This window comes from Novosphingobium sp. AAP93 (genome assembly GCF_001296055.1).
Lineage (GTDB): Bacteria > Pseudomonadota > Alphaproteobacteria > Sphingomonadales > Sphingomonadaceae > Novosphingobium.
Genome location: NZ_LJHZ01000080.1, coordinates 25445 through 51432 on the forward strand (window position 1 = coordinate 25445; position 25988 = coordinate 51432).

Annotated in this window: 29 protein-coding genes; 12 read left to right on the forward strand and 17 right to left on the reverse strand. The window is 64.4% G+C overall.

Annotated elements, in window-relative coordinates:
• Window positions 1–15: 15 nt before the first annotated feature.
• On the forward strand, window positions 16–1146 hold the full coding sequence (locus IP83_RS12690) for a serine hydrolase (protein ID WP_054122592.1): 1131 nt from the start codon (window positions 16–18) through the stop codon (window positions 1144–1146).
• A 6-nt stretch (window positions 1147–1152) separates the two neighbouring features.
• Here IP83_RS12690 and IP83_RS12695 read toward each other — a convergent pair whose 3' ends face one another.
• The gene (locus IP83_RS12695; protein WP_082364679.1) at window positions 1153–2133 is read right to left on the reverse strand and encodes a cation diffusion facilitator family transporter; all 981 of its coding nucleotides are present in this window, start codon (window positions 2131–2133) and stop codon (window positions 1153–1155) included.
• Window positions 2134–2152: 19 nt separating this feature from the next.
• Entirely contained in the window at window positions 2153–2764 is a 612-nt protein-coding gene (pdxH, locus tag IP83_RS12700) for a pyridoxamine 5'-phosphate oxidase (RefSeq protein ID WP_054122593.1), read from the reverse strand.
• A gap of 116 nt (window positions 2765–2880) precedes the next feature.
• On the opposite strand from pdxH, the gene IP83_RS12705 reads away from it, so the two are divergent.
• From IP83_RS12705 to fabI, 3 genes are read left to right on the forward strand one after another with little or no spacing between them, the layout of a single operon-like run.
• On the forward strand, window positions 2881–3828 hold the full coding sequence (locus IP83_RS12705; RefSeq protein WP_054122594.1) for a DnaJ C-terminal domain-containing protein: 948 nt from the start codon (window positions 2881–2883) through the stop codon (window positions 3826–3828).
• 4 nt (window positions 3829–3832) lie between these two features.
• Entirely contained in the window at window positions 3833–4861 is a 1029-nt protein-coding gene (locus tag IP83_RS12710; RefSeq protein ID WP_054122595.1) for a YihY/virulence factor BrkB family protein, read from the forward strand.
• 13 nt (window positions 4862–4874) lie between these two features.
• Complete coding sequence (gene fabI / locus IP83_RS12715; RefSeq protein ID WP_054122596.1) at window positions 4875–5708, forward strand: enoyl-ACP reductase FabI; 834 nt, start codon at window positions 4875–4877, stop codon at window positions 5706–5708.
• A 17-nt stretch (window positions 5709–5725) separates the two neighbouring features.
• On the opposite strand, the gene IP83_RS12720 is transcribed toward fabI, so the two are convergent.
• The 9 genes from IP83_RS12720 to IP83_RS12760 all read right to left on the reverse strand — a co-directional run bounded on the left by IP83_RS12720 (window position 5726) and on the right by IP83_RS12760 (window position 13050).
• The gene (locus IP83_RS12720) at window positions 5726–6325 is read right to left on the reverse strand and encodes a hypothetical protein (RefSeq protein WP_072383082.1); all 600 of its coding nucleotides are present in this window, start codon (window positions 6323–6325) and stop codon (window positions 5726–5728) included.
• 102 nt (window positions 6326–6427) lie between these two features.
• A complete protein-coding gene (locus tag IP83_RS12725; RefSeq protein WP_054122597.1) occupies window positions 6428–6940 on the reverse strand; it encodes a demethoxyubiquinone hydroxylase family protein in 513 nt (170 codons plus the stop codon).
• Window positions 6937–7431 carry a disulfide bond formation protein B gene (locus IP83_RS12730; RefSeq protein WP_054122598.1) on the reverse strand — a complete coding sequence of 165 codons (495 nt, stop codon included), beginning with the start codon at window positions 7429–7431 and terminating at the stop codon, window positions 6937–6939. The genes IP83_RS12725 and IP83_RS12730 overlap by 4 nt, the downstream gene beginning before the upstream one ends.
• Before the next feature lie 4 nt (window positions 7432–7435).
• The gene (locus tag IP83_RS12735; protein ID WP_054122599.1) at window positions 7436–8776 is read right to left on the reverse strand and encodes a S41 family peptidase; all 1341 of its coding nucleotides are present in this window, start codon (window positions 8774–8776) and stop codon (window positions 7436–7438) included.
• Between the two features lie 96 nt (window positions 8777–8872).
• Complete coding sequence (locus IP83_RS12740) at window positions 8873–10054, reverse strand: murein hydrolase activator EnvC (RefSeq protein WP_231625036.1); 1182 nt, start codon at window positions 10052–10054, stop codon at window positions 8873–8875.
• Window positions 10055–10085: 31 nt separating this feature from the next.
• Window positions 10086–10511, reverse strand: a complete 426-nt coding sequence (locus IP83_RS12745) for a 23S rRNA (pseudouridine(1915)-N(3))-methyltransferase RlmH (protein ID WP_054122601.1) — start codon at window positions 10509–10511, stop codon at window positions 10086–10088.
• A 74-nt stretch (window positions 10512–10585) separates the two neighbouring features.
• On the reverse strand, window positions 10586–10981 hold the full coding sequence (gene rsfS / locus IP83_RS12750; protein ID WP_054122698.1) for a ribosome silencing factor: 396 nt from the start codon (window positions 10979–10981) through the stop codon (window positions 10586–10588).
• 102 nt (window positions 10982–11083) lie between these two features.
• Window positions 11084–11776, reverse strand: a complete 693-nt coding sequence (locus IP83_RS12755) for a nicotinate-nucleotide adenylyltransferase (protein ID WP_054122602.1) — start codon at window positions 11774–11776, stop codon at window positions 11084–11086.
• Window positions 11740–13050, reverse strand: coding sequence for a glutamate-5-semialdehyde dehydrogenase (locus IP83_RS12760; RefSeq protein ID WP_082364680.1), 1311 nt, complete (start codon window positions 13048–13050; stop codon window positions 11740–11742). Before IP83_RS12760 ends, IP83_RS12755 begins: the two co-directional genes overlap by 37 nt.
• A gap of 361 nt (window positions 13051–13411) precedes the next feature.
• Here IP83_RS12760 and IP83_RS12765 point away from each other — a divergent pair, with 361 nt between their 5' ends.
• A complete protein-coding gene (locus IP83_RS12765; protein WP_231625037.1) occupies window positions 13412–14548 on the forward strand; it encodes a M23 family metallopeptidase in 1137 nt (378 codons plus the stop codon).
• A 4-nt stretch (window positions 14549–14552) separates the two neighbouring features.
• Window positions 14553–14909, forward strand: a complete 357-nt coding sequence (locus tag IP83_RS12770; protein WP_082364681.1) for a polymer-forming cytoskeletal protein — start codon at window positions 14553–14555, stop codon at window positions 14907–14909.
• 61 nt (window positions 14910–14970) lie between these two features.
• Here IP83_RS12770 and IP83_RS12775 read toward each other — a convergent pair whose 3' ends face one another.
• Both IP83_RS12775 and IP83_RS12780 read right to left on the reverse strand, forming a co-directional pair.
• A complete protein-coding gene (locus IP83_RS12775) occupies window positions 14971–15651 on the reverse strand; it encodes a DUF1013 domain-containing protein (protein ID WP_171955392.1) in 681 nt (226 codons plus the stop codon).
• A 144-nt stretch (window positions 15652–15795) separates the two neighbouring features.
• The gene (locus IP83_RS12780; RefSeq protein WP_054122606.1) at window positions 15796–16818 is read right to left on the reverse strand and encodes an NAD(P)H-quinone oxidoreductase; all 1023 of its coding nucleotides are present in this window, start codon (window positions 16816–16818) and stop codon (window positions 15796–15798) included.
• 123 nt (window positions 16819–16941) lie between these two features.
• Here IP83_RS12780 and IP83_RS19615 point away from each other — a divergent pair, with 123 nt between their 5' ends.
• The 6 genes from IP83_RS19615 (at window position 16942) to IP83_RS12805 (ending at window position 23610) form a co-directional block, all read left to right on the forward strand.
• Window positions 16942–17166: a DUF1192 family protein gene (locus tag IP83_RS19615; RefSeq protein WP_369817026.1), complete on the forward strand. Its 225-nt coding sequence runs from the start codon at window positions 16942–16944 to the stop codon at window positions 17164–17166.
• A gap of 183 nt (window positions 17167–17349) precedes the next feature.
• Window positions 17350–19725, forward strand: a complete 2376-nt coding sequence (clpA, locus tag IP83_RS12785; protein WP_054122607.1) for an ATP-dependent Clp protease ATP-binding subunit ClpA — start codon at window positions 17350–17352, stop codon at window positions 19723–19725.
• 104 nt (window positions 19726–19829) lie between these two features.
• Window positions 19830–20834, forward strand: a complete 1005-nt coding sequence (locus tag IP83_RS12790; RefSeq protein ID WP_054122608.1) for a ligase-associated DNA damage response exonuclease — start codon at window positions 19830–19832, stop codon at window positions 20832–20834.
• Window positions 20835–20864: 30 nt separating this feature from the next.
• Window positions 20865–22460: a cisplatin damage response ATP-dependent DNA ligase gene (locus tag IP83_RS12795; protein WP_054122700.1), complete on the forward strand. Its 1596-nt coding sequence runs from the start codon at window positions 20865–20867 to the stop codon at window positions 22458–22460.
• Between the two features lie 83 nt (window positions 22461–22543).
• A complete protein-coding gene (locus IP83_RS12800; RefSeq protein ID WP_054122701.1) occupies window positions 22544–22936 on the forward strand; it encodes a group II truncated hemoglobin in 393 nt (130 codons plus the stop codon).
• Window positions 22937–22971: 35 nt separating this feature from the next.
• Window positions 22972–23610: a YoaK family protein gene (locus IP83_RS12805; RefSeq protein WP_054122609.1), complete on the forward strand. Its 639-nt coding sequence runs from the start codon at window positions 22972–22974 to the stop codon at window positions 23608–23610.
• On the opposite strand, the gene IP83_RS12810 is transcribed toward IP83_RS12805, so the two are convergent.
• From IP83_RS12810 to hemB, 4 genes are read right to left on the reverse strand one after another with little or no spacing between them, the layout of a single operon-like run.
• The gene (locus tag IP83_RS12810; protein WP_054122610.1) at window positions 23588–23875 is read right to left on the reverse strand and encodes a DUF167 domain-containing protein; all 288 of its coding nucleotides are present in this window, start codon (window positions 23873–23875) and stop codon (window positions 23588–23590) included. The two genes, IP83_RS12805 and IP83_RS12810, sit on opposite strands and share 23 nt — an antisense overlap.
• Window positions 23856–24425, reverse strand: coding sequence for a gamma carbonic anhydrase family protein (locus IP83_RS12815; RefSeq protein WP_054122611.1), 570 nt, complete (start codon window positions 24423–24425; stop codon window positions 23856–23858). The genes IP83_RS12810 and IP83_RS12815 overlap by 20 nt, the downstream gene beginning before the upstream one ends.
• Before the next feature lie 11 nt (window positions 24426–24436).
• A complete protein-coding gene (locus IP83_RS12820) occupies window positions 24437–24970 on the reverse strand; it encodes a GNAT family N-acetyltransferase (RefSeq protein ID WP_054122612.1) in 534 nt (177 codons plus the stop codon).
• A 7-nt stretch (window positions 24971–24977) separates the two neighbouring features.
• Window positions 24978–25973, reverse strand: a complete 996-nt coding sequence (hemB, locus tag IP83_RS12825; RefSeq protein WP_054122613.1) for a porphobilinogen synthase — start codon at window positions 25971–25973, stop codon at window positions 24978–24980.
• Between the last annotated feature and the right edge of the window lie 15 nt (window positions 25974–25988).

Sequence of the window (25988 nt, forward strand, 5' to 3'; positions counted from 1 at the left end):
AAAGCTGGCCGCGAGATGGCCCGCCCTGTCCTAGCCCTTATCGCCCCGCTCACGCTTGTGCCAGCCCTGTTCGGCTGCAGCCCCGCGGCGCCCCCAGCCCCGCCGCCGGTTTCGGCCGAGGCGCTGAAAGCAGTTGTGGCCAATCCCGGCGTGCCGCGCGAAGAACTGGCGCGCAAGGTCGATGCCTTGTTCAGCGAGCAGGACGCGGCGGAAACCCGTTCGGTGATCGTCATGCACGGCGGCAGGGTGATCGCCGAACGCTATGCGCCGGGCTATCACGAGAACACTCGCTTCGTGAGCTGGTCGATGGCCAAGTCGATCACCGGCGTGATGATCGGCATGCTGATTTCGGATGGCCGGCTGCGGCTGGACGAGCCGGCGCCGATCCCAACATGGCAGCGCCCGGGCGATCCGCGCGGAGAGATCACGCTGCGGCAGTTGCTCCAGATGCGCTCCGGCCTGCGCCATGCCGAGGCGATTTCACCGCCGTGGAAATCCGATGAAGTGCGCATGCTGTTCCTCGACGGGCGCGACGCAATGGCGCGCTATGCCGAGGACCAGCCACTGCAGTATGAGCCGGGGCGCAAGTGGGTCTACTCCTCGGCCACGAGTGTCATCTTGGCAGACCTTGCAGCGCGCGTCCTCTCCCCTGCTCCGGACCCTGAAAGCCGCCGCCGCGCCGTGGCGGGGTATCTGCGGACCCGTCTGTTCGGCCCGGTCGGCATGCGATCGATGATGCCGGAGTTCGATGCTTCGGGCACCCTGATCGGGGGCAGCCTCATTCACGGCACGGCGCGCGATTGGGCGCGCTTCGGGGAGTTCCTGCGCAATCGCGGCGCTGTGGCCGGCGCGCAGCTGGTGCCGCGCCAGTGGATTGACTTCATGGTTACGCCCTCGCCGCGCGAGGCGCAGTACGGCGCGCAGATCTGGCTCAACCGGACCCCGACGACCGGCCATCCCGCGCTGTTCCCGGACCGCGGCCCGCGCGACTTGTTCGCCTGCCTTGGCCACCTTGGCCAGTATGTGCTGGTCTCGCCCTCGCGGCAGCTTGTCGTGGTCCGGCTGGGCAAGACGCAGGAAGATCAGCTCGATCCGGTAACCAGGCGGCTGGGAGACCTTGTCGCGCTGTTCCCGAAGGCCAGATGAGCGCAGTCAACGCCGGATGAGCGCGCCCTGAGCCAGCAAAGCGGGACTGGTGCCGTCGGGGGCAGGAGCGAGCAAGTCCTCCGGTCCAAGCGCGGCTTCATCGACGTGGCCATCCGGATCAGGATGGATCAGGATCTCGACGCCCGGAAATGCCTCAAGCAGCTTGTCCTCGATCTCGTCCATCACGCGGTGGGCTTCGGTCACTGTCATGCGGCCATCGACCCAGACGTGGAACTGCACGAAATCGCGGTTGCCGCTGGTCCGGGTGCGCAGATCGTGCAGGCCCTTGAGTTCGGGATGCTGGGCGACGACCGCCAGAAAGCGCTCGCGCTTTTCGAGCGGCCACTCGTGATCCATCAGCTGCTCGATGGCAGCCTGCGATGCGCCCCAAGCGCCCCAGCCGAGCCAGAGCGCGATGCCGAAAGCGAACAGCGCGTCCGCACCGGCAAGGCCGAGCCAGTGATCGAGCGCCAGCGCGGCGATGACGGCAAGATTGAGCACGAGGTCAGATGAATAGTGCAGGTGGTCAGTAGCTATGGCGAGACTGCCGGTCGCCCGGATGACCCGGCGTTGATAGCCTAGCAGGAGAAACGTTGCGGCGATGGCGACGAGCGAGACGACCATGCCGGCTTCCGCATCGGCCGGGCGCCCACCGCCGAGAAACTCCTCGATCGCGCGCCAAGCGAGACCGAGCGCAGAAATGGATATCAGGACGACCTGAAACATGGCCGCCAGCGCTTCGGCCTTGCCATGGCCGAAGCGGTGGTTGGCATCCGCTGGCTGCGCGCCGATCCATACGCCAAGGAGGGTGGCAAGGCTGGCGACCAGATCGAGTCCGGTGTCGGCGAGGCTGCCCAGCATGGCCGTGGAGCCGGTGGTGACCACGGCATAGCCCTTCATCCCCAGCAGCAACGCCGCGACGGTTATGCTGGCATAGGCTGCGCGGCGATTGAGATCGCCGTGATCGGGGCTGCGGGTCATGTCCATCGCGGAGCCTCGCGTGCGCTCATGGGTAGAGCAGCGAACTGGTCCATTCGCTGCCGGCGCTGCGCGTAAAGCGGCGCCGTTCATGCAGGCGATACTCGCGATCCTGCCAGAACTCGATGGCATGCGGCGTCACGCGATATCCGGACCAATGCGCCGGACGCGGAATTGATCCATCAGGATACTGGGCGCGGAGGGCTTCGACACGCTCCATATACACATCGCGCGAGGGCAACGGGCGGGACTGGTCCGACGCTGCCGAACCGAGCCGCGATTCGGGATGGCGGCTGGCGAAATAGGCATCGGCTTCCGCCGCCGTAACTTCGGTTATCGTACCTTCGATGCGTACCTGCCGGCGCAGGCTCTTCCAGTGGAAAAGCAATGCAACCTGGGGATTGGCCGCAAGTTCCCCGCCCTTCCGGCTCTCGAAATTGGTGTAGAACACGAAGCCATCAGGGCCATGGCCCTTGAGCAGGACCATGCGCACCGAAGGCGCCGCGTCCGGCGTGGCGGTGGCCAGTGCCATGGCATTCGGATCGTTGGGCTCGCTCGCCTTCGCCTCGGCAAACCACGCCTCGAAAATGGCGAAGGGATCCGACGCAGGGATGGCGTGTTCGTTCGTATCGGTAGCCACGGCGGGTTTCTGCCTGTTCCAGAATGCGCGGGGAATGTCGCAAATGCCCTAGCCCAGTGCACCCGCCTTGCAAAGCGAGCCTTGCGGGTAGGCGGGCGCGACCTTAGCTAAAGGGTATGGCCGATCCGTATTCCATCCTCGGAGTCCCGCGCACGGCGAGCGAGAAGGACATCAAGTCCGCCTATCGCACGCTGGCCAAGGAACTGCATCCCGATCGCAACGCCGACAAGCCCAATGCGGCGGAACGCTTCGCGCAGGTCACGCAGGCCTATGACCTGCTTTCGGACAAGGACAAGCGCGCCCGGTTCGATCGCGGGGAGATCGATGCGGACGGCAATCCGACCGGCCCGTTCGGCTTCGGTGGCGGGTCCGGCGGCGGCTTTGCCGGTGCCCAGCGCGGCTATCGGCATGACGGTTTCGAAGGCTTCGGCGGCGGCTCGGGCAGCGAGGGTCTCGACCTCGGCGACATCTTCGAGGGCCTGTTCGGCGGGCGCGGCGGCATGGGTGGTGGCGCGGGTGGCGGCGCGCGCAGGCGGCCGGCTCCGCGTGGCGCGAACGTTACCTACACGCTCAAAGTTCCCTTCAGCGAAGCGGCCTGCCGCACGCCGCAGCGCGTGACCCTGGCCGATGGGAAGACGATCGATCTCAAGCTCCCGCCCGGCCTTGTCGATGGCCAGCAGGTCCGCCTTGGCGGGAAGGGCGAGCAGGGACCGGGCGGGTTCGGCGACGCCATCGTCACCATTGAAATCCTCCCGAGCCCCTATTTCGAGCGGGACGGCGACAATATCCTGCTCGAAGTGCCGATCAGCCTGAACGAAGCGATCGAGGGTGCGAAAGTGCGCATTCCGACCGTCGAAGGCCCGGTTATGATGACGGTCGGGCCCGGCAGCAGCAGCGGGAAGGTGCTCCGCCTCAAGGGCCGCGGCTTCACGCGCAAGAATGGCGAGCGCGGCGATCAGCTGGTGACTTTGCTGGTGGACGTGCCGACCGACGATGCCGACCTCAAGGCTCGCCTTGAAGGTTGGCAGGACGGCCGCGACTTGCGCGCCAGGTTTGCAGTATAGCGCCATGGTCGGCGATGCGGCCTCCGTATCGGCGCAACCTGAGCCGATCCTCCCGGTCACCGACCTTTCCCCGGAGGCACGGCGCCGCGCCGCGCTGACACAGCGGCCCGGGTTTGGCGGTGCGGGTGCACGTGATGCCCTGCGCCTGCGCTCGCGCGAAGTGCTGCGCCGGGTGTGGACGGGGGTGATCTATGACGGCACGATCCATGCCGGCAACTTCGCCTACATGGTGCTGATCGCCCTGTTTCCGTTCTTTATCACGGGTGCCGCGCTGTTTTCGCTGGTAGGTGAGGCGAACGACCGGACCGCGGCGGTCAACACGGTGCTGATGGCGATGCCCCCGGTGGTTGCGAACGTCCTCTCGCCCGTGGCCCACGCCGTGATCGAGGCGCGCACCGGCGGGCTGCTGTGGATCGGCGGGCTGGTTGGCCTTTGGACCGTTGGCAGCCTTGTCGAGACGATCCGCGACATCTTGCGCCGCGCCTATGGCACCAAGCTGATCTACGCTTTCTGGCGTTACCGGTTGATGTCGACCGGGCTCATCATCGCCTCGGTCGTGCTGATCCTGCTGTCGATTGCCGCGCAAGTGGTGATCGGGACGGCGATGGAAACCGTAACCGCGCTGTTCCCGCAAGCGACGGGCCTGATCGACACACTGGCGCTTTCGCGCGTGGTTCCGGCGCTGGTCCTGTTCGGCTCGCTCTGGCTCCTCTTCATCTCGCTGACCCCCGGCGCCTACAGCGCGCGGATCTATCCCAAGTGGCCGGGCGCGCTGTTTGTCACGCTGTGGTGGCTGGTTGTGACCACGGTGCTGCCCAAGCTGCTGCGCCATCTGTTTGTCTATGACCTGACCTACGGCAGCCTGGCCGGCGTGATGATCACGCTTTTCTTTTTTTGGCTGATTGGCCTAGGGATGGTGATCGGAGCCGAACTGAACGCTGCTCTGGCGGAAACGCCGGAAGAGCAGGACCTCGTTGGGCAAGCCGACAACCGGGCTCGCGCCGCGAAACCCCGCATGCAACAGGATGAGTGAAGCAAGAGGTCGCATGACAGGACTTATGGAAGGAAAGCGTGGCCTGATCATGGGCCTCGCCAATGACAAGTCGCTCGCATGGGGGATTGCTCGCAAGCTGCACGAGCAGGGTGCCGAGCTGGCTTTTTCGTATCAGGGTGAAGCGCTGGAAAAGCGCGTGCGTCCGCTGGCCGCCAGCCTCGGCAGCGACTTTCTGATCGAATGCGACGTTTCGGACATGGCTGCGCTCGACACCGCGTTCGAGACACTGGCCGCGCGCTGGCCGACGATCGACTTCCTCGTCCACGCCATCGGCTTTTCGGACAAGACCGAGCTTCGCGGCAAGTTCATGGACACCTCGCTCGACAACTTCCTGATGACCATGAACATCTCGGTCTACAGCATGGTCGCGGTCACGCAGCGTGCGGCGGCGATGATGCCGCAGGCGGAAGACGAGAACGGCGTGAAGACCGGCGGCGGCTCGATCGTGACGCTGACCTATTACGGTGCCGAGAAGGTCGTGCCGCACTACAATGTGATGGGCGTCGCCAAGGCCGCGCTCGAAGCAAGCGTGCGTTATCTCGCCAATGACTGCGGCCCGCAGGGGATTCGCGTCAACGCACTTTCCGCCGGACCGATCAAGACTCTGGCCGCTAGCGGGATCGGCGACTTCCGCTACATCCTGAAGTGGAACGAGCTCAACGCGCCGCTGCGCCGCAATGTCACTATCGACGACGTCGGCGGGGCGGGACTCTACCTACTGTCGGACCTCTCGTCAGGCGTCACAGGCGAAGTGCACCACGTCGACTCGGGCTATCACACCGTCGGCATGAAGCAGGAAGACGCGCCGGATATCGCGCTGGGTTGAAGACTGGCCGCCCCGCCTCAGGGCTGGGGCGGCGTTGCCAGCGGCGGGTTGGTTGAGGGCGCAGCGGCTGGAGCCTGTGGCTTCGTTTCTCCTTCGCGTTCGCGCTTGAGCTTGGCCTCGTACTCCCTTTCGAGCACCTCGACGCGGGCCTGCTCGGCTGCGGTGTCCGCATCGATCGTCTGCAGCCGCTTGGCGCGCTCTTCCTCGATCAGCTTGCCGAACTGGACGTCGCTGCCCTGCTTCTTTTCGGCATAGGCATTCTTGATCAACTGCGACATGCAGCCGGTGGCGCCGCCCGACCCGACCGGCGAGCACGAGTTGGTGCCGAAAGCGCTGACAGTCTCATAGGCTTTCACGCGCTGCGTCCAGCCCTGATTGGCTGAGTCGTTCGGGTTGTCGCGCAGCGGCTTGGGAATGCGGAAGCGCTCGGATTCGTCCTTGCGCGCGCAGACCGTGATCGAACCGTCGGTCGAGGCAGGGCAGGGATCATCGCCGTAGACGATCAGCTGGTTGATCTTCTCGGACGGGTTTTCCTGCGCCACAGCCGGTAAAGGCGTTCCGAGGAGCGCGGCGAAAGCCAATGCGGGGGCAAGGGCGGCGGCAGAACGGCGCATCATCGCAGGTAAGCTCCAGCTGGGGGTCACGCCCTACGATATAGGACCTCTGCCGCGTGAACGATAGCTGAAGTCAGCACCTCGCGGTGGATCATGCCCGGCTGGTCAAATTCGCTTCGAGACCGCGATTGCCATTCTGCAACCCATGCGGATCGCGTTGAACAGCAACGGATAGGCCGGGGCCTTCTCTGCGCCGGAGGCCAGCGCGGTATCGTGGTGCTCGCGCTCATCATCGCGGAACTCGCGGATCATGTCGGCAAGCTCGGGATCCTCATCACCGAGCTGCTCCAGCTGCTCGGTATAATGACGGTCGATCTCGGTCTCGATGGCGGCGGTGCAAGCCATGGCTGCTTCGGGGCCGATCAGCGCTGTGGCGGCGCCCAGTGCGAAACCTGCGGCGGACCAGACCGGTTGCAGCACTGTGGGGCGCACACCGCGCTTCACCAACAAGGCATCGAAGCGTTCGCGGTGAGCGGCTTCCTGCTGCGCCATCGTCGCGATCTCTCCCGAGATCGGCGTGCGGTCGCCCATGACGGCCAGCTGCCCGGCATAGATGCGAATTGCGCCGAACTCGCCGGCCTGGTTCACCCGCAGCATTGCTTCACGCGTTTCAGTCATCTTCCAAGTTCCTTGCCGCGGCGGCCGAGAAGCACAAGAACAAGCACCGCACTGGATACCGAAATGAGGAAATTGAAGCCCGCAAGGCTTACGCCGAACAGCGTCCACGCCGGTGTATCGCAGCGGATCAGCGGGGCATTCATGATCGATGCCAGCGGATCATCGCCGAGGCTGGTCGAGGAGCATGCGGTCGGGCCCTGCCACCAGCCGTATTCGACCCCGGCGTGGAAGGCGCCGATCGCCCCGCTGACGCCGATGGCCAAGGCAGCCAACGCTACGAGCGCGGCACCAAGCCGGGTTCCACGCGTGGCGAGACCGCCGAGCGCGAGGGCAATCGCGGCAAAATGCGGGTAGCGCTGCCACCAGCACATCTCGCACGGCGCCAATCCGAAGCCATATTGCGCGATATAGACCGCTGCGATCAAAGCACTCGGCACCACGAATGCGAGCAGATAGGCGGCCTGCGCGGGGCTCTTTGCCGACGTCGCCATCGGCTTACCGCTTGCGCGCAGCCAGCGCCTGCGGGGCCGTCCGCCCAAGCGTCTGCAGCGCATAGTAGAGCTGGAAGTCGTCGATCCCCTTGGCCTTGAGCTCCTCGGGCGTCATCTTGAAGCGCGGATCCTGCACCTTGTCGCGCTCGAGATCCTTGTCGTCCTTGATCTCGTTGATCAGGTGTCCGCGCAGATCGCTCTCGCGATAGAAGCGCTGGGCGCGCTTGCGCAGATCGGGGTCAGAAATCTGCGGGACCGCGATATCGGGATCGATGCCACCTTCCTGCACCGAGCGGCCCGACGGCGTGTAATAGCGCGCCGTGGTTAGCTTGAGCGCGGTGTCGCGGGTGAGCGGCATCAGCGTCTGCACGCTGCCCTTGCCGAAGCTGCGCTGGCCCATGAGCACGGCGCGGTGCTGGTCCTGCAGCGCCCCTGCAACGATCTCTGATGCAGAGGCCGAGCCTTCATTGATCAGCACAACCATCGGGATGCCCTTGGCGATATCGCCGGGCGTCATCGATTCGGCGCTGTAGGTCTCGTTGTCCCGCGAGTAGCGACCGCGTTGGGAGACGATCACACCATGATCGAGGAACAGATCGGACAGCGCGACGGCCTGATCGAGCAGCCCACCGGGATTGCCGCGCAAGTCGAGGATCAGCCCGGTGAGCCGGCCGCCGGTCCGGGCCTTGATCTGCTTGAACGCATCGAGCGCCTCGCTGCCGACATTGGCGCTGAAGCTCGAGACCGAGATGACCCCGACATTGCCTTCGACCTTCCAGTCGACGGGCTTCAGCTCGATGATCTGGCGGGTGATCTTCACCTCAATCGGCTCGTCCCTGCCCGAGCGGAACAAGGTGAGGCTGATCGTAGTGCCCGGCGGGCCACGCATCTGGTCGACCGCTTCATCAAGCGTGCCGCCGTAGATCAATTTGCCGTTGATGTGCGTGATGAAGTCGCCGGCCTTGACCCCGGCGGCATCGGCGGGACTACCCTTGGTGGGCGCAATAACCTTGACCGCACCGTCATCCATCGTGACTGACAGGCCGAGTCCGCCGTAGGAACCGTCGGTCTGCGTCCGCAGGTTCTCGAAATCACGTGCGTCGAGGTAGGAACTGTGCGGATCGAGCGCGGCCAGCATTCCGTTGATCGCGCCCTTGATCAGTTTGTCGTCGTCAACCGGTTCGACATAGCTCGTCTTGATACGCTCGTAGACGGCGAGAAGCTTGCTGAATTCCGGCCCGGTACGCGCATCGACAGCGGCAAGACCGGCGGTGGATGCCGGAATGAGCGCAACCGCACTGACCAGCGCAGCGGCACGCAGCAAGGAAACAAACTTGAACGCCATGATCGTCTTTCGGCAGAGAGGACATCGCCTTGAACTTGCTTCTATAGAGGCGCGGCGATTAACGCCAGATGGGCCGGCGCCATGCAGAAAGGGCAATCACGGGCCGATCAGGGCGAGCGGATTGACCGGATTGCCATCCTTGCGCAGTTCGATCGTCACCGTGGGCCGCCCGGGTTCGGCGAGGCCCAGCGGCGAACCCTGCACAACCTTGGCCGACACGCCGACGTCAAGGCGCCCGAGATTGGTGATCAGCGACGTCCAGCCGCCATCATGATCGATGATGACGATGCGCCCGAAACCGCGATAGTCGCCGGCAAAGGCCACCCTGCCGGCCGCCGGAGCGACGATCTGCGCGCCGGCGGCCGGCGCGAGCGTAACGCCGATCGAACGTGTTGCCCCCGTCGCATCGCCGAATCCGCTGACGATGCGGCCGCTGACCGGCATGATCCACGCGAGGCCCCCAGCGGCTGGACGAATTGGTACGTTCTCGTCCACCACCAGCATCGAGCCGGGTCGATCAGGACGCGGAACGGGTCCGGGCAAGGCGGCAAGCTGGCTCCGCAATGTACCGTCAGCCTGCAGGCGTTCCATCAGCGCCGCGATGTCACGCGTGTCTTCCGCGAGGGCCAGAGCGCGATCAGCTTCCCGGCTGGCAACCCCTTGCGCGCTGCGAGAGGCGATGCGCTGGCGGCTTTCGACGGCCACGAGCTGCTGGCGCCTGAGGGTAAGCCCCTCTTCGCTGGCCTTGAGCGTGGCCGCAGCACGCCGCGCCTTGTCCTGCAACTGGCGCCCGCGCACGATTTCCGAGCGTAGTCCTGCCGTCCGGCGCTGAACTTCGGGCAGCATGTTTTCGAGTACGGCACGCAGGTAGACAGTCTCGCGCAGGGTATCCGCCCGCATCAGGCTGAACATGAGCGGGCGGCGCGACATCAATTGCAGCGCAGCGGTGAGGCGCACTACCGGTTCTTGGCGCTGCGCGATGCGCAGCCGCAAAGCCGCGCGCTGGCGGTCGATCTCGCGCACGCTGGCTTGTGCAATCGCGATTTCGGCTTCGGACTGCTGGATGCGTGCCGCAATGGCTGCTGCTTCGCTGGCCGTGCGATCGGCTGCAGCCGTTGCGCGGCGGGCTGCCGCTTCCAGCGCATCGCCGCGCTTGCGGGCCTCCGCCAAGGCCTGCGTGGCTCTCCGCAGCGCATCACCCGCCTGATCGGCGCTCTCGAACGGCGCGTCCTGGGCCAAGCTCTGCCAGCCGACGAGGCAAGCGAGCGCCAAGAGCATGGCAATAAAGGGCGCGCGTGACGTCATGGCATCAGCCATCGCGATGATAGGGGTGGCCGGAGAGGATACTGGTCGCCCGCCAGAGCTGCTCGGCGAGCATTGCGCGCGCCAACATATGCGGCCAGGTCGCGGCGCCGAAAGCGAGGAGGATATCCGCGCTATCCCTGAGGTCTGCCTGATGCCCATCCGCCGCGCCGATCAGGAAGCGCGCTTCACGTACGCCGTCGTCGCGCCATCGGCCCAGAATTTCGGCAAAAGCAGTAGATGCTAGGTGCTTGCCGCGTTCGTCCAAGGCGACGGTGCGGAACGGCGTTGCGGTCGGGGCCGGTATGGTTCCGCCGCGATCAGGTAACTCCGTCACCTTGAAGCCCCAGCTGATCCGACGCGCGTAGCGGTCTACCAGTTCGGCTTCGGGCGAACGACCGATCCTACCGCGGGCAATTACATGGAGCAGCATGACCAAGCCCTAGCCCAGAACGGCGACGCAATGAATCCCCGCCTTTCCGGACCTGTGGAGGGCACAGCTTTGCTTCAGGCCGCGCCCTGATCTCCGAACGCCCACATCCGCTCGAGATTGTAGAAGCTGCGCACCTCGGGGCGGAACAGGTGGACGACGATGTCGCCTGCATCGATCAGAACCCAGTCCGCCGCAGGCAGACCTTCGATCCGGACATGACCGAAGCTGCCCTGCTTGATCCGCTCGGCCAGCTTTTGCGCCATGGAGGCGACCTGACGTGTCGAGCGGCCCGAGGCGATGACCATGTGATCGGCGACCGAGCTTTTGCCCTCGAGCGGGATCGTGACGATCTCCTGCGCCTGATCGTCGTCCAGCGAGCGCAAGACGAGGTCGAGCACGGTTCCGGGCGCTGCAACCGGCGATCCGGAGGCGATGCCGGCATCTACCGGCAGAGGCTGTGGGCTTGTCATGGGTGTGTAGATGGTCTCCATGGTTTACGGTTCAATGATCCTGAGTGGTGTGAAAAAAGCCGAAACGGTGCGGCCCTGCGCGGAACGGGTTGAGCTTGTTGCTCAATGCGTCCTCGCCTTGGCCGATGCCGTAACGGGTCGATGGGTCAGCATGTCCCGCTGATTTGCAAGCGTGGCGCGGCGAAACCAGTCTGGATCAGCGGCACGGATGGCCGTCGCTGATCGGGCATCGGGGTCAAATCGCAAGATGACCAGCGCCGGGGCGCTCCGCTTTGCGCCGATGAAATCCTGACTGTGCTGCCGGCGCCAGCGGCGCAGCCATGTCATGGCGGGGCTCGCCAAGGCAATGGCATCATACCCCGGACGGGCGATAACAGCAATCGGCATCTCGCGCGCGATCTGCCGCCAGCCCCGCCAGCGGTGGAACTGCGCCAGATTATCGGTCCCCATGAGCCAGATAAAGCGGCGCTTGGGGTAGCGGCGCCTGAGTTTGCGCAGCGTGTCGATGGTGTAGCGCGTCGCGAATTCGGTCTCGATGGCCGTCACCCGAATCGGTGCGCCCCTCGCGGCCTTTCGCGCCGACGCATAACGCGCTTCGAAGGGCGCCATGCCCGCGACCGGTTTGAGCACGTTGCCCGGCGACACCAGCCACCACACTTCGTCCAGCCCCAGCGCCTGCAATGCGAAAAGACTGATCCGGCGGTGCGCGCCATGTGCGGGATTGAAACTGCCGCCAAGCAGGCCGGTAAGCACGGGTTTCAGGGTCGGATCTGCCCGGAGCCGAGAACCAGCCACTTGTAGGTGGTCAAGCCTTCCAGCGCGACAGGACCGCGAGCATGAAGCCGTCCGGTCGCGATGCCGATCTCGGCGCCCAGACCGAACTCGCCGCCATCGGCAAACTGGCTGGAGGCGTTGTGCATGACGATGGCGCTATCGACTTCGGAAAGGAACCGCGCTGCGGCCGCGTCGTCGTCCGTCACGATGGCATCGGTATGGCCGGATGCGTGGCGCGCAATGTGCCCTAGTGCACCATCGAGCCCGTCAACGACGGCGACCGAGAGCACGGCGTCGAGATACTCGGTATCCCAGTCCTCTCGATCGGCAGGCTTGATCCGGGGATCGATCGCACAGGCCCGCGCATCGCCGCGCAGCTCGCAACCCGCCTCAAGCAGGGGCGCGACGAGGCCGTGCGGATCGGAAAACTGCGCATCGACCAGCAGCGTTTCCATGGCGCCGCAGATGCCGGTCCGGCGCATCTTGGCATTGAGCGCAATCTCGCGTGCCATCGCCGGATCAGCCTGGCGGTCGATATAGGTGTGGTTGATCCCGTCGAGATGCGCGAGCACCGGAACGCGCGCATCGGCCTGAACGCGCGCAACGAGGCTCTTGCCGCCGCGGGGCACGATCATGTCGATCAAGCCGCCAGCCGCCAGCATGGCGCCGACGGCCGCGCGGTCCTGCGTGGGGATCAGTTGCACGACTTCGGCGGGGATGCCTCCCGCAGTCAGGCCTTCGACAAATGCCGCGTGGATTGCGCGGTTGGAGCGCGCTGCCTCACTGCCGCCCCGCAGCAGCGCGGCATTTCCTGAAGCGACGCAAAGCGCTGCGGCATCGGCAGTAACGTTTGGTCGGCTTTCGTAGATAATGCCGATCAAGCCGATGGGCACACGCACGCGGCGAAGGACCATTCCGTTGGGTCGCCGCGTCTCATCAATGACGCGCCCGACAGGATCATCCAGCCCGGCCACTTGCTCCACGGCAGCGGCCATGGCTTCGATCCGTGCAGCATCAAGCCGCAACCGGTCAACCATCGCGGCCGACAGTCCGGCCGCCTTGCCATCGGCGACATCGCGTTCATTGGCGTCCAGGATGGCTGGTGCCGCACGTCGCAGCGCAGCGGCGCTCATCAGAAGCGCCTCGGCGCGCCGGGCAGATGGCATGGTGGCGAGCGCCCGCTGCGCTGCACGGCCTGCGCGGGCAAGGCCTTGCACGAGGGCCGGCGCATCGATCAATGCTGCTTCGGATGCGGCAACATTGACGGCGGAATGGGGCGAAACGAGCGCGTTCATTCATCGCCCTTAACACCATGTACCAATGCTGTCAGCCGGATTGGCGGAGGAGCCGAGTACCAGTCGAGTCGCTTGCAATTCGTCTTTGCCAAGCGGTCTGACGACCGGGCGGCAGGTAGTCCGGTGGCAAAAGATTCGAATGTGGCACAATTCGTCGACGGAAGAGAACGACTCGTCCTGCACGGTGGCGACTCGATTCGACCGCGATGATCGGCGCGACTAAGCGGCTCGCTCCCACAAGACGGCATCACAGCGCATAGGGACGGGGGTCGCTATCTTACCAGTAACAACTCGGTCCAAGGCGGGCCCGCCGGAGAATGGCGGTCGTACGTCATCCCGGTGGCGAGCGCTTGTCGAACGGGTGCGCAGCTGGTTCCCGGACCGCGAATTCTTCATGCGCTCGAACGGCCATGTCCGCTTCATCCGCGTTTCCGCACAGCTGCAGATGCGGGTTGCGGGCGCCGTCGCGGGCGCCGTGCTGGTGTGGATCCTGATGATGGGCTGGATGATCATCAGCCAGGCCCTCGCCGTCTACAATCAAGCCTCGCTTCTGGAGCGCGAAGCCGCCGTCGCGACTGCGGAGAGCCGGGTCGCGAAGTACCGTTCCGGGCTCGGTTCGGTCGCCAGCGATCTCGCCAAGCGGCAAGACTTCATCGAGAAGAGCGTTCAAGGGGCGATCGGACCGTTGCCGAAGACACTGCCGTCCGGCACGGTTTCAGACAGCACCGAGGAAGCGGGGAAGACGGTCCGCAAGATTTCGATGATCTTGCCCGAGGCCACCGGACTGGCGCAGGTTGAAGCCCGCCAACTCGCGTTCATCGAGGCGCTGACACGGTATGCCGATACGCGCTCGGCGCGTGCGGAGAACGCGATGCGGCGCCTTGGCCTCAATCCGCGCGCTGTGGCGGCTGCGGACCGCAGCGCGATGGGTGGGCCACTTATTCCCTTGTTCTCCGGGTCAGGCAACAAGCTCGATCCCCGCTTCGCCCGCTTTGGTGCCAGCCTTGCCCGGATGAGTGCGATGGAACAGGCGCTGGTACGCATTCCGAACACCTTGCCGGCGAGCCTGGATTACATCTCGAGCGGGTTCGGCTACCGCGTCGATCCCTTCACCGGTGGAGGTGCGTTCCACGCTGGCCTGGATTTCCGCGGCCCTATCGGCGCCCCCATTCTCGCTGCAGCGGCTGGTACGGTGAGCTTCACCGGCGTGAAGCAGGGCTATGGCAACTGCGTGGAGATCAGCCACGGCGATGGCTTGCTGACCCGCTACGCCCATATGTCGCGGATCATGGCACGGGTCGGACAAGTCGTCGGGCCGGGCCGCATGATCGGCGCGATTGGCAGCACGGGCCGCTCTACGGGGCCCCATTTGCATTTCGAAGTGCGGATCGCCGATCGTGCGGTCGATCCGCGACCGTTTCTGGAGGCGATGCCGCATGTTTTCCAAGAAGCCAGTGCCGGGTCCGGACGCGGTCAGCCGAACGGTCGGGCAAAGTAGCGTTATGGCAACGCCGACCTTTTCCGTTCTGGGTGCGGACCTCGCCGTGAAGGGCGACATCACGGCGAGCGCCGAACTGCACATCGACGGCCATGTCGAAGGCGACATCACCTGCTCCGGTCTTGTCCAAGGTGAATCGAGCGCCATTCACGGTGCCATCCGCGCGCAGAGCGCCCGGCTCGCCGGCACGGTCCGCGGTGCGATCGAAGTCAGCCAGCTTGTCGTGCTGAAAACGGCCCGCATCCACGGCGACGTGACTTACGACGTCCTGACAATCGAACAGGGCGCGCATATCGACGGGCGTCTGAGCCACGGGCTCGAGCCTGCTGGCAGCGAAACAACGCTCGATCTCGCCAGCTGAAAAACAAAACCCCTCCGATGAGGGAGGGGTTCGGTTACGCCAAGCCCTCAGCTTGGCGTGATCAGCTGTCCGACAGACCTTCTGCGCGGCGTGCTTCAAGCCAAGCGGCGGCTTCGGCTTCTTGCGCGGCCTGCGAGGCAGCCTTGGCCTGCGCTTCGCGCTCGGCACGCAGCTCTTCGATCAGCGCTTCGCGGTCGCTGCCGAGGCGCAGGTTACTCGCCGTATCATCTTCCTCGATCCCGGCGCGCTTGGCGGCCTTGGCGACCAGCGCGTCCAGCTCACGCTGCGAACACAGACCCAGCGTGACCGGGTCTTTCGGATTGATGTTGGAGATGTTCCAGTGGCTGCGATCGCGGATTGCGGCAATCGTGTTGCGCGTAGTGCCGATCAGCTTGCCGATCTGCGCATCCGAGATTTCCGGATGATGGCGCAGTATCCACGCAATGCCATCGGGCTTGTCCTGGCGCTTGGAGACCGGCGTGTAGCGCGGCCCCTTGGTGCGGCTGACCGAGATTGGCGCCTTCTGCATGCGCAGGCGATAATCGGGGTTGGCCTGCCCGCGTTCGATTTCGACCTGCGTCAGTTCGCCCGAGTGAACAGGGTCGCGCCCGGTATACTTGGCACCGGCCAGATCGTCGGCCATCGCCTGCACTTCGAGAATGTGCAGTCCGCAGAACTCGGCGATCTGTTCGAACGTCAGCGCGGTGTTGTCGACAAGCCACGACGCCGTAGCATGGGGCATCAGTGGAAAGGTGGACTGGTTGCTCAAGGGGAGCCCCTCCGGACAGCGGAAACAATAAGGGCCGCCCCTTGCGGAGCGGCCGTCGTGCCCGCGATGTAAGCGAGAGGACCGCTTACGGCAAGCCCATTCCCGTCGATTCGGCCGCTAAGGCCGCCCCGCCGCTGATTGATCTGCGGCGAGGACTATCTTGCCGATATGTGCTCCGGCTTCCATCCGGGTGTGCGCCGCAGCAGCATCCGCGAGCGGGAAAGCCATGTCCATAACCGGCCGCAGCTGCCCATCCGCGACCAGCGGCCAGACCGTCTTGTGGATCTCGTCGGCAAGTAGGCTTTTGAATTCATTGGATCTAGGCCGAAGCGTTGAACCGGTGAGCGTAATCCTTCGGCGCATGACTTCCGCCATGTTCAATTCGGCCCGAACTCCGCCCTGGACCGCAATGGTGACATGCCGACCATCTTCGGCAAGGCACTTCAGGTTCCGTGCGACATAGTCTCCGGCGACCATGTCGAGGACAAGATGGACACCGGCACCATCGGTGATTCGGGCGACTTCCTCGACGAAATCACTGGCCTTGTAGTCGATGGCATGTGCAGCACCGAGCGCGAGCGCTGCAGCGCACTTGTCCGATCCGCCGCAAGTCACGATCACTTCGAGCCCGAAGAGCTTGCCGAGCAGGATCGCCATGGTCCCGATCCCGCTGGTGCCGCCATGGACCAGTACGCGCTCGCCCTCGCTGGCCCAGCCACGTTCGAAAACATTGTGCCAGACGGTAAACAGCGTTTCCGGAAGGGCCGCTGCCTGATCGAGCGGAAGACCTTCGGGCACAGGCAGGCACAAGGCTGCCTCGGCGACGCAGTACTCGGCATAACCGCCACCGGCGACCAGCGCACAGACCATCTGGCCGACAAACGGCGTCGTGACGCCGGTGCCCATCGCCACCACTTGCCCGGAAATCTCCAGACCCGGGATTGGCGAAGCACCCGGAGGAGGCGGGTAAAACCCTTGCCGCTGGATCACGTCGGGTCGATTCACACCGGCATAGGCAACGCGGACCAGAACCTGGCCGGGACCCGGCACCGGCACGGCAACAGTTTCTGGTCGCAGGACCTCAGGCGCACCGGGCGAATCAAATCCCACAGCGGTCATCGTCGCTGGTACCGGCTTCATGCCACGCCCCCTGATACGTTGCGGCCACGTGGTATCAGACCGCGCCGCGAATTGGTAAACAGTTCGCTGCGCCAACTACCTACGGAGCCGGTTGACAGCAAGGCTCTAGCAGCCACAAAGTGTATGGCGATGGAACTTGGTGAGCGCCCGCGCCCGAAAGGCGATTTTGCCAGCCAGCTGGCCTCGGAATCGCTCGACAGTTATTCACACCACGAACTCGATGCGCGCGTCGCCTTGCTTGAAGCCGAGATCGCCCGGGTCATTGCGCATCGCGACAGGGCAGCAGCCCATCGACGCGCGGCGGAAGCGTTGTTTGGCAAGCCGTTATCACTGGACAGTGGATCATGATGCCCGCCGCCCTTCACCTCGGCGGGCGGCATACCCATATTGTCAATGTGGCTGGCATCATGCCTCGCCGGATGTCCCTTTTGCGCAGCTTCGGTTTAGCCCCGGTTAAGCGCAAGCATGTTCATCTCCCGCAAGGGAATCAGCAGAGATCGGCCGCCCTGCGGTCGACGAGAAAGAAGTGCCATGCCCAGTTTCGCGCAAAGCCTTGAAAAGACGCTGCATTCTGCGCTCAGCAATGCATCGGAGCGCAGCCATGAATATGCGACTCTGGAGCATCTCCTGCTCGCATTGATCGATGATCCCGACGCGGCACAGGTGATGCAGGCCTGCGGTGTAGATCTGGGAGACCTCGGCGAAGTGGTGCGCCAGTATCTCGATCAGGAATATCAATCGCTGAAGACGCAGGACAAGGCTGATCCGCAGCCGACTGCCGGCTTCCAGCGTGTGATCCAGCGCGCGATCCTGCATGTCCAGTCTTCGGGCAAGGATACCGTGACGGGTGCCAACGTGCTGGTGGCGCTGTTCTCCGAACGCGACTCCTACGCGGTCTATTTCCTGCAACAGCAGGACATGAGCCGCCTTGATGCCGTCAGCTTCATCAGCCACGGCATCGGCAAGGGCGGTCGTCAGGTTGAGAGCCGCAGCCCAAAGGGCAGCGAGGAAGCCCAGCCGCAGCAGGAAGAGAAGGCCGACGCGAAGAGCAGCGCAAAGAAGGATTCGGCGCTCGACCAGTTCACCGTGAACCTCAACGAGAAGGCGCTGAACGGCAAGGTCGATCCGCTGATCGGTCGCGGCCCCGAAGTCGATCGCACGATCCAGATCCTCTGTCGCCGTTCGAAGAACAATCCGCTTTATGTGGGTGATCCGGGCGTGGGTAAAACCGCGATTGCAGAAGGTCTGGCGCGCAAGATCGTCGAGGGCGAAGTGCCCGAGGTGCTGAGCGAGGCGGTGATCTATTCGCTCGACATGGGCGCGCTGCTGGCCGGCACGCGCTATCGCGGCGATTTCGAGGAGCGCCTCAAGCAGGTCGTTTCGGAACTTGAGAAGATGCCGCACGCGATCCTGTTCATCGACGAGATCCACACGGTGATTGGCGCCGGTGCGACCAGCGGGGGCGCCATGGACGCGTCCAACCTGCTCAAGCCCGCGCTGTCCGGCGGAACGATCCGTTGCATCGGTTCGACGACCTACAAGGAATTCCGCAACCACTTCGAAAAGGACCGCGCGCTGCTGCGCCGGTTCCAGAAGATCGACGTGAACGAGCCGACCATCGAGGACACCATCAAGATCCTCAAGGGCCTGCGTACGGCGTTCGAAGAACACCATAAGGTGCGCTACACGCCCGACGCGATCAAGACTGCGGTCGAGCTTTCGGCGCGCTACATCAACGATCGCAAACTGCCGGACAAGGCGATCGACGTGATCGACGAAGTCGGCGCGATGCAGATGCTGGTGCCGCCCTCGAAGCGCAAGAAGGTGATCACCGCACGCGAGATCGAGCAGGTGATCGCGACGATGGCGCGCATCCCGCCCAAGTCGGTGTCGAGCGACGACAAGAAGGTGCTCGAGCATCTCGACCGCGACCTCAAGCGGCTGGTGTTCGGGCAGGACAAGGCCATCGAAGTCCTGTCTTCGGCGATGAAGCTCAGCCGCGCCGGCCTGCGCGATCCGGACAAGCCGATCGGCTCGTTCCTGTTCTCGGGCCCGACCGGTGTCGGCAAGACCGAAGTGGCGCGCAGCCTCGCCCAGATCATGGGCATCCCGCTGCAGCGCTTCGACATGTCGGAATACATGGAGCGCCACTCGGTGAGCCGCCTGATCGGTGCCCCTCCGGGATATGTCGGGTTCGACCAGGGTGGTCTGCTCACCGATGCGATCGACCAGCAGCCGCACTGCGTCCTGCTGCTCGACGAAATCGAGAAGGCGCACCCGGACCTGTTCAATATCCTGCTGCAGGTCATGGATAACGGTCGGCTTACCGATCATCACGGCAAGACGGTCGACTTCCGCAATGTCGTGCTGATCATGACGACCAATGCCGGTGCCAGCGACATGGCGCGGCAGGGTATCGGCTTCGGCGACGTCTCTAAGGCAGACGCGGGTGACGAGGCGGTGAAGAAGATGTTCACCCCCGAATTCCGCAACCGTCTCGATGCGATCGTGCCGTTCTCGTACCTGCCGCCGGAAGTCGTCAGCCGCGTGGTCGACAAGTTCATCCTTCAGCTCGAACTGCAGCTGGCGGAGCAGAACGTGCACATCCAGTTCGACAGCGAGGCCCGTGCCTGGCTGGCGAAGCAGGGCTATGACCGGCTCTATGGCGCGCGTCCGATGGGCCGCGTGATCCAGGAGAAGGTCAAGAAGCCGCTCGCTGAAGAGCTGCTATTCGGCAAGCTGGCCAATGGCGGCGAAGTCCATGTCAGCCTCAAGGAAGAGGACGGCAAGCCGGCCGCGCTGTCCTTCGAACTGACTCCGGCAGCGCCGAAGCTGGTCAAGAAGAAGGCGCGCAAGGGCAAGGGTGGCTCGGCCACAGCCGAGGAACCGAACGCCGACGAGGCCTGATTCACAGGCGTTCGGAGCGGTGATTGCAACAAGGGGCGGAGACTTCGGGTCTCCGCCCTTTTTGTCTCTGGCAACCGGAAAGCAATCACGGCATTCGTCAGGACATGGCGGGGTGTTTCACGTGGATCAAAGCGGACCCGATGGGTATCCGGATCGTGCCAGCAGACGCTTGGGTCGATCCGTCGCGCCCGGTTGAGCGGGCCCTCGTTACCCATGGGCACGCGGACCATGCCCGCGGCGGCCATGGACGAACCGTGGCAACCTCCCAGACTCTCGCCATCATGTCTGTCCGCTATGGCGTGACCGAGGGCGCACAAATCGCCGAGTACCATGAGCCGGTCGCGATCGGGGGAGGCGTGACCGCGACCTTCCTTCCGGCAGGCCATGTACTTGGTTCGGCGCAGATCCTGCTCCAGCACGCTGGCGAGCGCGTCATCATCACTGGCGACTACAAGCGCAGCCCTGATCCCACCTGCGCCCCATTCACGGTTACGCCGTGCGATCTTTTCATCACCGAGGCGACTTTCGGGCTGCCGGTGTTTCGCCACCCGTCGATCCGCGACGAAATTGCCAAGCTTCTGGCCGCCCGCGAGGCTCACCCGGCGCGCTGCGTACTGGTCGGCGCCTACGCCCTCGGGAAGGCGCAGCGCGTGATTGCCGAGCTGCGGGCAGCAGGGTGGGATCAGCCCGTCTACCTCCATGGCGCAATGGAGACGATGTGCCATCTCTATCAGGATCTCGGCGTGGAACTGGGCGACTTGAGACCAGTGGCAGGGGTACCCAAGGCATCGTTGGCCGGGGCAATCGTGATGTGCCCGCCATCCGCGCTGAACGACCGCTGGAGCCGGCGACTGCCCGATCCTTTGACGGCGATGGCCAGCGGATGGATGCGCGTCCGCCAGCGTGTACGGCAGCGCGGGGTAGAACTGCCGCTGGTCATCTCAGACCATGCCGACTGGGACGAACTCACGACGACCATAACTGATGTGAACCCCGCCGAGACGTGGATCACGCACGGCCGCGAAGAAGCCTTGCTCCGCTGGTGCGAACTTCATCAGCGGAAAGCGCGCGCGCTCGCCCTCACCGGCTATGAGGATGAGGATGACTAGCCCGGCAACCATTTCCCAGCGGCGACGATGATGAAACGGTTTGCCACCCTCCTCGACAATCTCCTGTTGACGCCTTCCCGCAACGGCAAGCTGGAGCTCATCTCGACGTACTTGCGCGAGACGGCCGATCCCGATCGCGGCTGGACCTTGGCGGCCCTCACCAGCGCAGTCGATTTTCCCGCCGTCAAGGCTGGCACCGTCCGCGGGCTGATGGCGGACCGCATCGATCCTGTTTTGTGGACGCTGTCGCGTGACTTCGTCGGCGATACGGCCGAAACCGCAAGCCTCCTGTGGCCAGAACCGGAGCATGGAGGACAGGAGCCGCAGCCGACACTCGGCGAAGTGGTCACCGCGCTTTCGCGGGCAACGCGTGCCAGCGCGCCGATGGTCCTGGCGGGAATGCTGGACAGGCTGGATACGCCCGGACGCTACGCGCTGATCAAGTTTGCTACCGGGGCGCTAAGGATCGGCATTTCGGCACGGTTGGCAAAAGTCGCTTTTGCGCAGGCGTTCGGGGTGCCTGTCGATGAAGTCGAGGAATACTGGCACGGCCAGCAGCCGCCTTATGCCGATCTCTTCGCTTGGGCGACGGGGACAGCGCCGCCCCCGCGGACTGACCTTTTGCCGCTGTTCCGCCCCTTCATGCTGGCCCATCCGCTCGAGACCGAAGCGATCGATCTCGCGGACTATGTGGCCGAGTGGAAATGGGACGGCATCCGTGTGCAAATCGTCAACGTGGGCGGGGAGACTCGGGTCTATTCGCGCGGAGGCGACGAGATTTCCACAAGCTTTCCGGAGATTGCCGACGCGCTGGACGTTGCTGCGGTTCTCGACGGCGAACTATTGGTGCGGGGCACTGCGCAAGGCGGCGAAGCAGGCGGAGCCGCAAGCTTCAATGCGTTGCAACAACGACTTGGGCGCAAGTCGGTGTCAAAGACGATGCTGGCTGACGTCCCCGCTTTCGTTCGCCTCTACGATCTTCTGATCCTGGAAGGAGAGGATCTGCGCGATCGGCCATGGTCTGAACGGCGGGGCCGGTTGGAAGCACTCATGCCGTGCCTCAATCCCGAACGGTTCGATCTTTCGCAGACGATTGCCGCCAAAGATATGGCAGAACTCGCTGAAATTCGGGCTTCTGCGCGGGATGCGGCGATCGAAGGCATCATGCTGAAGCACCGTCAGTCACCTTATGTCGCAGGGCGAAGGGCGGGGCTGTGGTACAAGTGGAAGCGCGAGCCGCTCCAGATCGATTGTGTCCTCATGTATGCACAGCGCGGCTCGGGCAAGCGCTCGTCCTTCTATTCCGATTTCACCTTCGGATGCTGGAACGGCGATCCTGATGCCGGTGCGGAATTGCTCCCAGTTGGCAAAGCCTACTTTGGATTTACGGACGAGGAGCTGCGATTCCTCGACCGGCATGTCAGGCAACATACGGTGGCCAAGTATGGCCCTGTGCGCGAAACCGACCGCAGCCTGGTGTTCGAAGTGGCGTTCGATTCAGTCCATCTCAGCAAGCGCCACAAGTCCGGCGTCGCCATGCGCTTTCCCCGCATCAACCGCATCCGGCAAGACAAACCGGCACACGAAGCCGACCGCCTTGAGACCTTGCGCGCCTTGGTGACTTGATCTCCGTCAAAGCGCCTCCCGCGGCTATCTGGCAGGTACCGCTCTGCCGCATTGCGCCTCAGGAGTGACCATTCTTGGCGACCTTGACCGAAACCGCCGCGTCAAGCCCCTACGACCGCATCGGCGGGCTGGACGTGCTGCGCCGGATTACCGACCGCTTCTACGACCTGATGGAAAGCGAGCCGGCCTTCACAGCGCTTAGGGCCATGCACGCACCCGATCTTGCGCCGATGCGCCAAGCTTTGCCTCTGTTTCTCGCAGGCTGGAGCGGCGGACCAAGGACATGGTGGGACGCCAACCCCGGCAAGTGCATGGTCAGCATGCACACCAGGTTCGGCATCGACAAAACAACGGCAGGACAATGGGCTGATGCCATGCGTCAGGCCATTGGCGATGTGGCGCCGCCCGACACGGCAATTGCCGATGCCCTGGCCGATGTGCTGGACCGCATGGCATTGGGGATGGCAAAGGCCTGATTTGCCGGGATCAGGCAAACCGCTAGACTAGACGCATGTTGCGTTATGATCCGGGCCGGCGCAAACTGGCAATTGCACTCGCTGGGCTTGCCGGTTTTGTCGATGCGGTCGGCTTTCTTTCAGCCAACGGCTATTTCGTTTCCTTCATGTCCGGCAATTCTACCCGGCTGGGCGTTGCGCTCAGCATGGCGACCGGCGCAACAGTGGTTCCCGCATTGCTGATCGCGATGTTTGTGTGCGGGGTGACGCTTGGTGCACTTATCGCACTGCGCGCCGGCGGTCGCCGCAAGCCGGTGGTCCTGGGCATGGTTGCATTGCTTCTGCTGATCGGAGCGGCCGCGCGCTCGTTCGGTTCCGAGACCATCATGTTGGGCGCCCTCGTCCTCGCGATGGGTGCGATCAACAACACTTTCCAACGCGGCGGCGAAGTGACGGTCGGGCTGACCTACATGACCGGGGCGCTCGTCCGGCTCGGGCAAAGCCTTGCCCTGTGGATGGCCGGAAAGGCTGAGCCGGGCTGGATCCAATGGGGATTGCTGTGGACCGGCTTGCTGACGGGTGCGGTACTTAGTGCATTCCTGCAGAGCCGACTGCCACTGGGCTGCTTGTGGATCGCGGCGGCATGGGCGGCCGCGATGGCACTCGTCGCAATCACGTTGCCGGCGGAATCCTGAAAAGCTTTTCTCGCGAAGTTGCGCCGCGCAACAAGGTGAGCTGCGAAGGCGCAATGGCCAAGGCCTGGGCAAGAAGATCGGCCACGGCCGCAGTTGCCTTGCCGTCTTCCGGTTTGGCGCGGACCTTTACCGTGACCCGGCCCGCCTGAATTTCCACACCCTCGCTTCGCGCCCCGGGCGTGACCCGCACCGATAGTCGGCCATCGGGATCGGCAAAGGACCGCAGCGCAACGGCGGACGGAAAATCAGTCTTCGGCCGCGCCATGGCTTGTCAGTGCAGCATGGTGCGCCTTGGCGTTACCGACATAGTGCGCGACGCCCAGCTGCATCTCGTGAAGAGCTGCGTCGGTCAGATCGCGCATAAAGGCGGCGGGGCGGCCACCCCACAGCTGGCGCGACGCGATGCGCTTGCCGGGCGTGAGCAGCGCACCAGCGGCCAGCATGCCATCACCTTCGATCACGGCACCGTTCATGACCACAGCGCCCAGCCCTACAAAGGCGCGGTCCTCAAGCGTGCAGCCATGCAGCATGACCATATGCCCGACGAGAACGTCGTCGCCGATCAATGTGGGAAAGCCCTGCGGGTGGCGCGGATCAGGGCTATCGCAGTGGATCACGGTTCCGTCCTGGATGTTGGTGCGGGCACCGATCACGATCCGGTTCACGTCGCCGCGGATCACGCAGTTGTACCACACCGAGGCATCGGGGCCGATCTCGACATCGCCGATGATCCTGCAGCCGGGCGCGATGAAGGCGCTCGAGTGGATGCGCGGTGCCTTGCCGCGGATGGCGGCGATGGTGACATCCTGATGCATGACGCTCCCCTTCAGGCGGCCTTGGGTTCGGGCCGGTGGACGCGGTAAAGGATATGCGGCCGGAGCGGATCGCCTTCTGCCAGATCAGGGTGATCGAAGTCCTCGTCGGGATAACGGGTCATCCCAAGCCGCTCCATCAGACCCCAGCTACGCGTGTTTGAAAGATTGGTGATCGCCATGACCGCCAGAACCGGAAGTTTGGCCCAAACCCATGCCAGCGAGGCTTCCGCTGCTTCGCGGGCAAGGCCCTGTCCCCAAGCATGGTGAGCCAGGCGCCAGCCGATCTCGTGCTCGAAGATCGGCGAACGCGGCGGAAGAATTCCGCAAAAACCGATGAAGTCGCCCTCGGCCTTGCGCTCAAGCGCCCAGAATACATGTCCGTGCTCACGCTCGGTTGCAATCATTCGGTCAACGGCGGCGTCACTCTGGACCCGCGTCAGCGGCGGCAGGTACTCCATGACGCGCGGATCGCATGCCATCGCCCAGAATGGCTCGCGATCAGCATCCCGCCAGGGACGCAGGATAAGCCGCGCGGTCTCGATCATTGCTGCGTCAGGCGCCCATCAGCTGCGCGGCATGGAGCGCGTGGTACGTCAGCACGCCCGAACAACCCGCGCGCTTGAAGGCCAACAAGGTCTCCAGCACCAGCGCGTCGCGATCGCCTGCACCGACTGCCGCTGCCGCCTCGATCATCGCGTATTCGCCGCTGACCTGATAGGCGAAGACCGGCACCTGAAACGCCTCCTTCACGCGCAGCGCGATGTCGAGATAGGGCAGGCCCGGCTTGACCATCACGCTGTCCGCGCCTTCGGCAATGTCGAGTTCGACTTCGCGCAGAGCTTCCTCGGCATTGCCGGGGTCCATCTGATAGGTCTTCTTGTTGCCTTTGAGCAGGCCGCGCGATCCGACGGCATCGCGGAAAGGGCCGTAGAAGGCAGACGCGTACTTGGCCGCGTATGCCATGATCTGCACGTTGATGTGGCCGCCCTCTTCGAGCGCTTCGCGGATCGCACCGATGCGGCCATCCATCATGTCGGACGGGGCGATAATGTCCGCGCCTGCTGCAGCCTGATTGAGGCTCTGCCCAACCAGCACATCGACCGTCGCGTCGTTGAGGACATAGCCCTCGCCATCGATCAGACCATCCTGCCCATGGCTGGTATAGGGATCCAGCGCGACGTCGGTCAGAACGCCGATCGAGTCGCCACACGCATCCTTGATCGCCTTGATCGCGCGGCACATGAGGTTGTCAGGATTGAGCGCCTCCGCGCCGTCTTCGCTCCGGCGATCCGGCTGCGTGTTGGGGAACAGCGCGAGGCAAGGAATGCCGGCAGCAACCGCCTCACGGGCACGCTCGGCGACCAGATCGACCGACCAGCGCGACACGCCCGGCAGCGATCCGATGGGATCCTCGACGCCACTGCCCTCTGTCACGAACAGCGGCCAGATCAGATCGGCCGGAGTGACCAGCACTTCACGGTGGAGGGCGCGGCTCCACGCCGTAGCGCGGGTGCGGCGGAGGCGGATATTGGGATAACCAGCAGACATGGCCGCCGTTCTAGG